Source organism: Comamonas denitrificans, from assembly GCF_017368815.1.
GTDB classification, from domain to species: Bacteria; Pseudomonadota; Gammaproteobacteria; order Burkholderiales; family Burkholderiaceae_C; genus Comamonas; species Comamonas denitrificans.
In genome coordinates, this window is record NZ_JAFNME010000048.1 from 1 (window position 1) to 11,967 (window position 11,967).

Below are 11,967 nucleotides of genomic sequence, written 5' to 3' on the forward strand. Positions count from 1 at the left end.
CCGAACAGGACAGTGAAACAGGTCAGCGCCGATGATAGTGCGGGTTCCCGTGTGAAAGTAGGTCATCGTCAGGCTCTTATAGCAAAGCAAACCCCCAGTCCCAAAAGACTGGGGGTTTTGTTTTTGTAGCGCCTTGCGCTTGCTGGGTAAGAGTTTAGGGCTTATTGGGGCCTAAAACTGCCTAAGGGGCTGCGCAAATAGCTATTAATAAAAGATGGTGGTAGGCTTGCGCTTCTTCTATGGGGGCGGGAGCGGGAATATGTTTCACCATCGGGTATTGGCGGGCTGGGGGCTGGTAGCGGCAGGATTATTGGCGCTGCCGGTGCAGGCGTTGCAGGTGCAAAAGCTCTCGCCCCAAGGGGTGGTGAATGAAGTGCGCCAAGTGGTGTTGCGCACGGATCAAGATGCCGTGCGCTTTGGTGACCCTCAGGCCGCAGCGCCCGCAGCAGTGACTTGTTCTGACGAAAAAAGCGCCCAAGGCACCAGCCGCTGGAACAGTGCCCGTGAATGGGTGTGGCAGTTTGAGCGTCCTGTACCGCCGGGGGTGCGCTGCCAGGTGCAGTTGAATAAAACTTTTCAATCACCAGAAAAGCAAACTCTAAAGGGTGCTGCACGCTATCAATTTGAGGTGGCGGGCCCTGATGTCACGCAGGTTTGGCCTTTTAGCTACGAGTCGATTGAGGAAGAGCAGGTGTTTGTCCTGCGCTTTAACGCCGTGCCAACGCCGCAGAGTGTGCAAGCGCATGCTTATTGCCGCAGCCAAGAGGTGGGGGAGCGCATTCCCGTGCGCTGGGTGGAGGGTGCGGTGGCGCAAGAGATTGTGCAAGGGCTCCACTTGGATGGGCAGGTGGCGCAAGAGCCGGGTCAATGGGTGCTGTTGGCGTGCAATCGGCGGCTGACGGCGGGCAGCAAGGTGCAATTGGTGATTGACGCTGGGGTGCAAACCGCTGCGGGGGTGGTCAGTCGCAAAAGCCGTGCCCTGGAGTTTTCGGTGCGCGATGCCTTTACCGCAGAAATGGTGTGTGAGCGTGAGAATGCGAACGCCGGTTGTCTGCCGATTCGTTCCATTGATTTGAACTTGAGTGCGCCGATTGATAAAGCCTTGGCGGCCCAGGTTCGCTTGGTGGGCGGGGGGGCGAAGTTGGCGCCGAAACTGGATGCGGAAGATGCCAACGCTGTGCGCAATTTGGTCTTTGGCCCGGCGGGCTTGTTGCCAGAGACCAGCTACCGGCTGGAGCTGCCTGCGCCATTTACCGATGACAGTGGCCGCCCCTTGGTCAATGCGGCCAGCTTTCCTTTGGCCTTGAAAACGGGCCGGGCCCCGGCGTTGGCGAAATTTGCCAGTGCTGAATTTGGGGTTTTAGAGCGTTTTGCGCAGGCGCAGGGCGGGCGCACAGGCGATGGCGTGGCGGTGCTGCCATTGACGGTGCGCCATATTGAAGGCCTGGACCAACCAGCGGCCAAAGCGCAGTTGCGCGATTTGGTGCTGACGGAGGATGCCGACATCATCGCTTGGTGGAATAAATTGGCGCGTTACCGCTGGGGCCATGTCGATCGCAAGCAGGCTGCCCAGGATGTGCAAGGCCCTTTGCCGGCCCCCTTGCCGAAGCGGCTTCGCTCGGACACGGAAGAGGGTGACGAGGGGGTGGATTACCGGGAGGTGACGCAAGACAGCGTTGCGACGCGGGTGCTCTCGCTCCTGCGGGGTCAGCCGGGGGTGCAGCAGGTGCTGTTGCCCAGCCCGAAAGAGGGCGATCCTCGGCCGTTTGAAGTGGTGGGCGTGCCACTCAAGCAACCGGGCTTTCACGTGTTAGAGATTGATTCGCCCAATTTGGGCGCAGCCTTGCTCGATGAGCGACTGGGGGCCGAGCGGCGGATGTTTGTGCGCACCTCTGCGTTGGTGACGAATTTGGCCGTGCATGCCAAGTTGGGCAAAGAAAATTCTGCCGTCTGGGTTACCAGTTTCGATCGGGGGCGGCCGGTTGCCGGGGCGCAGGTGCAAATTTCGACCTGCGCCGGGCATCTCCAGGCCCAAGGGCTGACGGATGGTGATGGGCTGCTGTTGTTGCCGGACATTGCCCGCGAGGCACCGCAGTGCAGCGGCGAACCAGAAAGCGGCAACTGGTTTATCAGTGCCCGGGCCGAGGGCGACATGGCCTTTATCTGGAGCAACTGGCAGCGCGGGATTGAGCCTTGGCGGTTCAATTTGCCCCAGGGCTGGAGCAATGACACCGAAATCGTGGCCCACACGGTGCTCGATCGCAGCCTGGTGCGGGCGGGCGAGACGGTGTCGATGAAGCACTTTGTCCGAGCGCAAAGCATGGAGGGCTTGCGTGCTTTGCCCGATGTGACGGCGACGGCGGTGGCCATCACCCATGTGGGCAGCGGGCAGCGCTATGAAGTTCCGATCGAATGGGTGAAAGAGGACGGCACGGCCCGTTATGCGGTGAACCGCTTTGCCGTGCCCCCGGCTGCCAAGTTGGGCGCGTACCGGATTGAGCTGGTCGATGGCGATGCCACCGGGCGGTTTGCGCTGCATACGGGGCAATTTCGTGTGGAGGAGTTTCGCCTGCCGGTGCTGGAGGGCAGTGTGCAGCCCGTGCCCAAAGCGCCGCTGGTGCAGCCAGGAGCGATGCCGGTGGCGGTGAGCTTGCATTACCTCAATGGCGGCTCGGCCAAAGGCCAGCAGGTGCAGGTCAATGCCTTGTTGCGGGAGCAGGGGGTGTCTTTTCCGCGCTGGTCGAGTTACAGCTTTGGCGCGCCCAGCAGTGCGCAGCGTGCAGAGCAGGATGCGCCGCCCGAGCGCCTGCTGGCCGACAAGCTGCCCACCCGCTTGGATGCCCAGGGCCAGGGGCAGGTACAGCTGCCCGATGTGGGCACTTTGCAGCGCCCGCGCGAGCTGCTGCTGGAGGCCAACTTTGCCGACCCCAACGGCGAAATCCAAACCCTGCGCAGCACCCATACCCTGTGGCCGGCGGCGGTGCTGCCCGGCATCTTGGCCGATGACTGGGTGTCGGTTGAGCGCAAGCTGAAGTTGCAAACCGTGGCCGTCGATACCGCAGGCCGCCCGCAAGCCGGGGTGGCGATGAAGGTGGAAGGCGTGTTCTCGCGCACCACCAGCACGCGCAAACGCTTGGTGGGTGGCTTTTACAGTTATGACAACCAGTCCGAACAGACCCCGTTGGGCACGCTGTGCAGCGGCAAGAGCGACAGCGGTGGTTTGTTGCTCTGCGAAGTCAATTTGACCCAACCGGGCGAGGTGGAGCTGGTGGTGACCGCCACCGATTCAGAGGGCCGCACTGCCCAGGCCGCCACCTCGGTGTGGGTGACGGGGCAGGGCGAGCTGTGGTTTGGCGGCGAGGACCATGACCGCATGGATCTGCTGCCCGAGGAAACCCACTACAGCACCGGCCAGACGGCACGCTTTCAAGTGCGCATGCCTTTTCGCGAGGCCACCGCCCTGGTCACTGTGGAGCGCGAGGGCGTGCTGCATACCGAGGTGGTAACCCTCAAAGGCAGCAAGCCCGTGCTGCAGCTGCCGGTGCAAGCCGGTTGGGGCCCGAATGTGTACGTGAGTGTGCTGGCCCTGCGCGGGCGCTTGTACGAGGTGCCGTGGTACAGCTTTTTTACCTGGGGCTTTAAAGCGCCGCGCCAGTGGTGGGACGCTTACTGGCATGGCAATAAAGAATACATAGCGCCTACCGCTATGGTGGACTTGAGTAAACCCTCTTTTCGCCTTGGAGTGGCTGAAATCAAAGTGCAAGACGCTACGACAAAGCTAGCGGTAAACATCAGCACCGATAAACCCCGCTACCAAGTGCGTGAGCCGGTGCAAGTGAATATCCAAGTGCTGCGCGCAGACGGGCAGCCCGCCGCGCATGCCCAGGTGGCCATTGCCGCTGTCGATAAAGCCCTGCTGGAGCTGATGCCCAACACCACCTGGAACTTGGCCGACGGACTGTGGCGCCAGCGCGACTGGAGCGTGAGCACCGCCACTGCCCAGTCTGAGATTGTGGGCCGACGCCACTACGGGCTGAAAGCCGCAGCCCCGGGTGGTGGCGGTGGCCGCAGCAATACGCGCGAATTGTTTGACACCTTGCTGCTGTGGCAGCCCGTGGTGCCGCTCGATGCCCAGGGCCGTGCCCAGGTGCAGGTGCCGCTTAATGATGCCCTCACCAGCTTTGAGATTGTGGCCATTGCCGATGAGGGCGACGACCGCTTTGGCACTGGCAGCACCACGATTGCCACCACCCAAGATTTGCAGCTGATCAGCGGCCTGCCCCCCGTGGTACGCGAGGGCGACCAGTTCATGGCCCTGTTCACCGTGCGCAACACCACCGCGCAGCCCATGCAAGTGCAGCTCCAACCCCAGGCCACGGGACTGGAGCTGGCCGCGCAGAACGTCGATATTCCGGCGGGCGAGGCCAAAACGCTGGAGTGGCCCGTACAGCTGCCAATCGCCCTGGCGCAAGCGGACGAAGGCACGGTGCGCTGGACGGTGCAGGCCACCGATCGCACCAGCGGAGCCAGCGATGCGCTCACCGTGGGCCAGCGCCTGCTGCCTGCCGTGCCCTTAACGGTGCAGCAATCCACGCTGGTGCAAATGGAGGGCCGCCTGGACATGCCGGTGCAATGGCCCGCCCAGGCTGTGCTGGGCAAAGGCGGCTTGCGCCTGGCGTTCAGCGAGCGCCTGGCCGACCCGCAGCAGGGCGTGCCCGGTTTGCGCACCTGGTGGCAGCGCTACCCCTACAGCTGCCTGGAGCAAACCACCAGCCGAGCGGTGGGGCTGAACGATGCGGATGTGTGGGGCAGCATCATGGGCCGCTTGCCCACCTACCTGGATGATGATGGCCTGGCCATGTATTTCCCCGCCGCAGAGGGGCCGCGCAGCCGGGCCAGCCAAGGCAGTGACACGCTGACGGCGCATTTGCTCACCCTCTCGCACTTCATGCGCCAGACCGATCCGCGCTTTACCCTGCCGCCGGCCGAGCAGGCACAGATGCAGCAGGCCTTGATTGCCTTTGTCACCGGCAAGCTGCAGCGCACGTTCTGGAGCCCGCAGCCAGATATGACCGCACGCAAGTTGAGCGCCATTGCCGCCTTGGCGCTGGATGGCAAAGCCACCCCGGCGCTGCTGGACAGCCTGGACATCGACCCCCTGCGCTGGCCCACGCACAGCGTGCTGGACTGGCTCACCGTGCTCGAACACGTGCAAGTGCCGGGCCGCGCCCAGCGGCAGCAAGAAGCTTGGCACATCCTGCGCAACCGCTTGGCCTACCAAGGCACGCAAGTGGGCTTCTCTACCGACGCGCAAGACCACTGGTGGTGGCTGATGCAAGGGCCGGACGTAAACGCCGCCCGCCTGCTGCTGGCCACCATCGGCCAAGCCGAGTGGGACGCTGAGCGCCCCCGCCTGGTCACCGGCCTGCTGGCGCGGCAGAAAAGCGGGGCCTGGGCCACCACCACCGCCAACCTGTGGGCCGGGCTGGCGCTGCGCCAGTTCAGCAGCACCTATGAGCGCGACCCGGTCAGCGGCGACACCACCGCCATGCTCAATGCCACCACGCATACCCTGGATTGGCAAACGCTGCAGCCCACCGGCCGCGCTGCCCCAACCGCTGCCGCCCCAGTGCAGGCCCAGCCCAGCCGCTTGCTGCCCACCGGCAGCAGTGCCTTGGATGCGCCGTTGCCCGCCAACACCTTGTTCCTGCCTTGGGGCGAGCGGGCGATGGGGCAATTGAGCGTGCAGCACCGGGGCACCGGCAAGCCGTGGGTGGCCATCCAATCCATTGCCGCCGTGGCCCGCACCACGCCGCTGGATGCGGGTTACCGCTTGCACAAAGTGGTCACCCCATTGCAAGGCGCAGACCTGCAAAACCTGCAGCGTGGCGACCTCGTGCGCGTGCGGCTGGACATTGAGGCCAGCGCTGATATGACCTGGGTGGCCGTGAACGACCCCATTCCTGCCGGGGCCACCATCTTGGGCAGCGGGCTGGGGCGGGATTCTGAAGTTGCCACCGCCGGGCACAACGCGGGGCACAGCGCACAGTCCCCCTGGTGGCACCAACCCACCTTTGTGGAGCGGGGGCAGGACAGCTACCGGGCCTATTGGGGGTATTTGGGCCAGGGCAAAGTCAGCGTCGAATACACCCTGCGGCTGAACAATGCCGGTCGTTTTGCCTTGCCCGCCTCGCGGGTGGAGGCCTTGTATGCCCCCGAGGTGTTTGGCGAAATGCCCAACCCGCCTTGGACCATTGCCACCCCTTGAATTTTTTGCTTTAAAGGAGCTTTTTGTATGCACTACCTCTTGACCTACCACTACAGCGCCGACTACCTGCAGCGTCGGGGCGAATTCCGCAATGGCCACCTGGCGGGGGCCTGGGCCGCCCAAGGCCGGGGCGAGCTGGTGCTGGGGGGCACAACGGGCAACCCGCCGGACAGTGCCGTGTTCATGTTTGACTGCGCCGACCCCAGCGTGATTGAAGCCTTTGTGCAGGCCGACCCCTATGTGCAAAACGGCCTGGTGCTGCGTCACACCATCGTGCCGTGGACCACGGTGGTGGGGGATGCGGCGCACACCCCGGTTCGACCAGAATAACAATTAACTTCATAAAAAATAGCTTTTACCGTTTGATTTAAAAGTGTTTTTTGGTAAAAACACCATAAAAACTACTATTTTCAAGCGCTAATAGCTTCTTTAAAAATAGCAATGGCGTGGCTCCCCCTGGTACGGCAAGCACTCCAGCGGCCTGGGCTGGCAGTGCTGCTGCTGGCCTTGCCGTGGGCGGCCCAGGCGCTGCCCAGCTACCGCGAAGTGCGGGCCGAATACCGCCCATCGCACACCCTGATCTTGGCCGCCGATGGCCAAGAGGTCCACAGCCTGCGCACCAATGCCCAGGTGCGCCAAGGGCAGTGGGTGGCGTTAAGCGAGGTTTCTGCCGCGCTGCGCCTGGCCTTGCTGGCCAGTGAGGACCAGCGCTTTTACCAGCACAGCGGGGTCGATTGGCAGGCCGTCTCAGCCGCCGCCTGGGGCAATCTGTGGCACCAAAAAACACGCGGGGCCAGCACCATCACCATGCAGCTGGCCGGTTTGCTGGATGAAGACTGGCGCAACGCCGCCGGGCGGCGCAGCCTGGGGCAAAAATTGGGCCAGGCCGTGGCAGCCACCCGCTTGGAGCGCAGCTGGCGCAAAGATGACATCCTGGAGGCCTACCTCAACCTGGTGCCCTTTCGGGGCGAGTTGGTCGGCCTGGATGCCTTGAGCCGCACCCTGTTTGGCAAAGCCCCGCATGGATTGGATGGGCACGAGGCGGCCATTGCCTCCGCCCTCATTCGCGGCCCCAACGCCACGGCCCCAGTGGTTGGGCAGCGGGCTTGTGGCGTGCTGCAAAGCCTGGCCGCCTTGCAACAACGCCCCGCGCCCGATTGTGCGGCGGTGCGCTGGCGCACCGAGCAGGTGTTAAGCGCCCGCCTGTGGCCGGCCAGCAGCGGCATTGCCCCGCATTGGGCGCGGCGCGTGCTGGCGCAGTGGCCGCCAGGGCAAACCCTGCCCAGCCGCATCACCACCACGCTGCACGCCGATGTGCAGCGGGTGGCGCTGCAAAGCCTGCAGCGCCATCTGCGCGAGCTGCAGGGGCACAACGTCGAAGACGGCGCGGTGCTGGTGCTGGACAACGCCAGCGGCCAGGTGCTGGCCTGGGTGGGATCGTCGGGCAGCTTGAGCCAGGCGCACGAGGTCGATGGCGTGCTGGCCCAGCGCCAGCCCGGCTCCACGTTGAAACCTTTTTTGTATGCCCAGGCCGTGCAGCAGCGGCGCTTGACCGCCGCATCGCTGATTGAAGATTCTGCGGCGCACATCAACACCGGCGCGGGCCTGTACATCCCGCAAAACTACGACCGTCGCTTTAAAGGCTGGGTGTCGGCCCGGGTGGCGCTGGCTTCGTCGCTGAACGTGCCTGCGGTGCGCACCTTGGCCATGGTGGGGGTGGAAGATTTTTACCAGCAGCTGGCCCAGCTGGGCCTGGGCCTGCCCCAACCGGCGGGCTATTACGGCTACAGCCTGGCCTTGGGCAGCAGCGAGCTGGATTTGCTGCGCCTGACCAACGCCTACCGGGCCTTGGCCAATGGGGGGCGCTGGCAGCCCATTGCACCGCTGGTGGCGCCGTTGCACCCAGCACCCAGCGCACCCCCGGCGCAGCGCCAAGCCATTGGCCCGCAGGCGGCGTTTATCGTGGGCGATATCTTGTCTGACAGCTTGGCCCGGGCACCAACCTTTGGCCTCGATAGCGTGCTGACCACGCGGTTTTGGAGCGCCGTCAAAACCGGCACCAGCAAAGACATGCGCGACAACTGGGCCATCGGCTGGTCGCAGCATTACACCGTCGGGGTGTGGGTGGGCAATGCCAGCGGCGCGGCGATGCACGAGGTCAGCGGCAGCAGCGGTGCCGCGCCCGTGTGGGCTGAGGTGCTGGGGTATTTGCACCGTGCGCAGCCCAGCCTGGCCCCCCCGCCACCCGCCGGGGTGGTGCAGCACAGCGTGCAGTTTGCAGCAGGGCAAGGGCTGGATGCCAACCGGCAAGAATGGTTTCTCAGCGGCACCGAGCAGACCCGGTTTGTGCGCGACGATAAAGCCCCACGGACTGCACCGGCCGGGGATGAAAAAAACTTTGCACCGCGCATTGACAGCCCCGCCTCGGGCACGATTTTGGCGCTCGATCCCGACATTCCCCCCGCCCAGCAGCGCCTGTGGCTCAGGGCCAGCAGCCCGGCGGTGCGCTGGCGGCTCAATGGCCACATTCTGGGCACCGGGGCGCAATTGGCATGGCTGCCCATGCCCGGCCAGCATGTGTTAGAAATCGTTGATGCTCAGGGGCGCAGGCTGGATGCCGTCACGGTGCAAGTGCGCGGTGCGGGCTTGTCTGGCAAGCCACGAGGTAAACCCTAGCGACGCAATAAACACTTATTTTTAGAATAGAAACCAGTTTGACCGAATTGCTCCACCCGCTGTGAAACCGCATGTCGCTCGTCCGTTATCTGACCCATCGTTTGGTGCTGCTGTCCTTGCTGGTTTCGCTGGGCATCGCCGGGCTGTTGGCGCGCAACCTGTGGGTGGTGCATGAAAACGCCCTGGCCAGCGCCGAACTGGCCAGCCGCAACCTGAGCCACACCTTGGCCGTCGGCCTGCAATGGGTGCTGGCCGAGGTGGATCACGATATTTTGCAGGTGCGCAATGTCTTGCAGCACCGTGACCAAAAGACGTGGGACATGCACGCCGTGCTGGCCTTGTCGGGCAGCGAGCTGCTGGTGCTGGATGAATACGGCGATGGCGTGCGCGACATGGTTTCAGGCAAAAGCACGCAGCCGCTGGGGCAGCGCGATTTTTTTCAAGCCCTGCGACAGGCCCCCCAGGCCGGCGTGGCGGCGGTCGCCATTGGCAGCCCCCAGGCACTCTTGGAAAATGGCCCCCAGGTTCTGCCCATTGCGCGGGCCTGGTATGACAAGAATGGCCATTTTGCCGGGGCGGTGGTGGCCAGTTTGCCGATTGCACGGCTGGAGCAATGGTTGTCCGGAATGGAGATGGGTGCGGGCAGTGCCGTCAATATCATTCGCCGTGATGGGCAAGTGCTGCTGCGCTTTCCGCAGACCGATGCACTTTTGCGGTCATTGGCCGGCAGCGCCAATTTTCAGCGTTACATCGCCCAGCCCGTGGGGGTGTTTGTTGCACCGTCGGTGCGCGATGGCATAACGCGCATCCACAGCTTTGAGCATGTGGCCCAGATGCCCCTGCTGGTGAATGTGGTGCAGGCTAAGACGACGGTGCTGCACTCCTGGTACCGCACGGCCTGGAGCCTGGGCAGCTTTTCTGTTTTGCTGGTGCTGGGCAATCTAGGCCTGGCCCTGCTGTTTACCCGCGAATTGGAGCGTCGCCGCCGTGCCCAGCAAGCTTTGCGCACAGAAAAAAACCGCATGCAGCACATGGCCCTGCACGATGCCCTCACGGGTCTGCCCAATCGCCTCTTGCTCAAAGACCGGATGGAGCAGGCCATAGCGGCGGCCCAGCGCGATGGTGGCACCGTGGGGCTGCTCTACCTCGATCTGGATGGCTTCAAACAAGTCAATGACCGCTGGGGCCACGAGGCGGGCGATTGCGTGCTCTTGCACATCGCCCAGCAACTGCAGCAAGTGGCCCGGGGGACGGACACCGTTTGCCGCCTGGGGGGCGATGAATTTGTGCTGCTGCTGCCCGAGTGCACCTTGGTCGATGTGCAGCAGATTGCCACGCGCGTGCTGGCCGCGTGCGCCGTGCCGTGCTGGTGGCACGGGGTGGATTTGCAGCAGGTGTACAGCATCAGCGGCGGCGTGTGCATGTTTCCAGAGCACGGTACCAATTTTTCTGACTTGCTGCGCCATGCCGACAGTGCCCTGTACCAAGCCAAAGAAGCCGGGCGCGGCCAGGTGGTGTATTACCAGGCAGCGGTGTCGCCTTAAGCCAGGGCCGCACTGCACAAATTTCAAGCGCCCCAAAAAATCCATCACAACGCAGCCGTGGCCCAGCCACTACCATTGCGGCATTCAATTTCACAATGAAAAATAAAGGGTACACCGTGGCCGATCTCTCCAAAATCACCTGCATCGAAGACCTGCGCCAAGTGGCCGAGTGCCGCGTGCCGCGCATGTTTTACGACTATGCCGACTCGGGCTCGTGGACCGAAGGCACCTACCGTGCCAACGAAAGCGATTTTCACGCCATCAAATTCCGCCAGCGCGTGGCGGTAAACATGGAAGGGCGCAGCACCGCCACCACCATGGTGGGCCAGCAGGCCAGCATGCCGGTGTGCATCGCCCCGGTGGGGCTGACCGGCATGCAGCACGCCGATGGCGAAATTCACGCCGCGCGGGCGGCGGAAAAATTTGGCATCCCCTTCACCCTCTCGACCATGAGCATCTGCTCCATCGAAGACATTGCCGAGCACACCACCGCGCCATTTTGGTTTCAGCTGTACATGATGCGCGACCGCGAGGCTATGGCCCGCATGATTCAACGCGCCAAAGATGCCAGATGCAGCGCCTTGGTGCTGACGCTGGATTTGCAGGTGATTGGCCAGCGCCATAAAGACATTAAAAACGGCCTGACCGCGCCCCCCCGCCCCACGCTTGCCAACATCATCAACCTGATGACCAAGCCGCGTTGGTGCTTAGGCATGGCCGGCACGCGCCGCCACACCTTCCGCAACCTGGTTGGGCATGTGAAGGGCGTGTCCGACATGAACTCCCTGGCCTCGTGGACCAATGAGCAGTTCGACCCGCGCCTGTCCTGGGAAGACGTGCGCTGGGTCAAACAGCAGTGGGGCGGCAAGCTGATCTTGAAAGGCATCATGGAAGTGGAAGATGCCGTGCTGGCCGCCAACAACGGCGCCGATGCGATTGTGGTCAGCAACCACGGTGGCCGCCAGCTGGACGGGGCCCCCTCGTCGATTGCCGCGCTGCCCGCGATTGTCGATGCCGTGGGCGACAAGCTCGAAGTGTGGATGGATGGCGGTATCCGCAGCGGCCAAGACGTGCTCAAAGCCTGGGCACTGGGCGCACGTGGCACCATGATTGGCCGCGCCATGGTCTATGGCCTGGGCGCGTTTGGCGAGGCAGGCGTGACCAAGGCACTGCAAATTCTGCACAAAGAGCTGGACATCAGCATGGCGTTTTGCGGCCATACGAATATCCAAACCGTGGACAGCAAAATTTTGGTGCCAGGAACGTATCCGGTGGCCCCGAAAAACGCCTAAAGCGCTTGCCAGACACAAAAAACGGCTGGATTCTTTCGAATCACAGCCGTTTTTTTGATAGGGTAATCCCCCCGTAAAACCAGCGTCTTGAGAAGTAGATGCCTCCAAAGGAGAATCTCTACTATGAAGAAGTCACGTTTTACAGACAGCCAAATCATCGATGCGCTCAAGCGTGCAGAAGCTGGCC

General features: G+C 63.3%; 6 protein-coding genes. 5 read left to right on the forward strand and 1 reads right to left on the reverse strand.

What is annotated here, in order from left to right; genetic code table 11:
- Positions 1 to 259 precede the first annotated feature (259 nt).
- From J1777_RS13480 to J1777_RS13500, 5 genes are all read left to right on the forward strand, one after another.
- Positions 260 to 6,268: an alpha-2-macroglobulin family protein gene (locus J1777_RS13480; RefSeq protein WP_207576200.1), complete on the forward strand. Its 6,009-nt coding sequence runs from the start codon at positions 260 to 262 to the stop codon at positions 6,266 to 6,268.
- 27 nt (positions 6,269 to 6,295) lie between these two features.
- Positions 6,296 to 6,598: a YciI-like protein gene (locus J1777_RS13485; protein ID WP_207576201.1), complete on the forward strand. Its 303-nt coding sequence runs from the start codon at positions 6,296 to 6,298 to the stop codon at positions 6,596 to 6,598.
- 111 nt (positions 6,599 to 6,709) lie between these two features.
- Positions 6,710 to 8,944, forward strand: a complete 2,235-nt coding sequence (gene pbpC / locus J1777_RS13490; protein ID WP_207576202.1) for a penicillin-binding protein 1C — start codon at positions 6,710 to 6,712, stop codon at positions 8,942 to 8,944.
- A gap of 71 nt (positions 8,945 to 9,015) precedes the next feature.
- Positions 9,016 to 10,488 (forward strand): GGDEF domain-containing protein, encoded by a 1,473-nt coding sequence (locus tag J1777_RS13495; protein WP_207576203.1) that lies wholly within the window; start codon positions 9,016 to 9,018, stop codon positions 10,486 to 10,488.
- A gap of 95 nt (positions 10,489 to 10,583) precedes the next feature.
- The gene (locus J1777_RS13500) at positions 10,584 to 11,780 is read left to right on the forward strand and encodes an alpha-hydroxy acid oxidase (RefSeq protein ID WP_207576204.1); all 1,197 of its coding nucleotides are present in this window, start codon (positions 10,584 to 10,586) and stop codon (positions 11,778 to 11,780) included.
- Here J1777_RS13500 and J1777_RS13505 read toward each other — a convergent pair.
- Positions 11,777 to 11,967: hypothetical protein (locus J1777_RS13505; RefSeq protein ID WP_207576205.1), on the reverse strand; the 191-nt coding region annotated here is incomplete at its 5' end. The two genes, J1777_RS13500 and J1777_RS13505, sit on opposite strands and share 4 nt — an antisense overlap.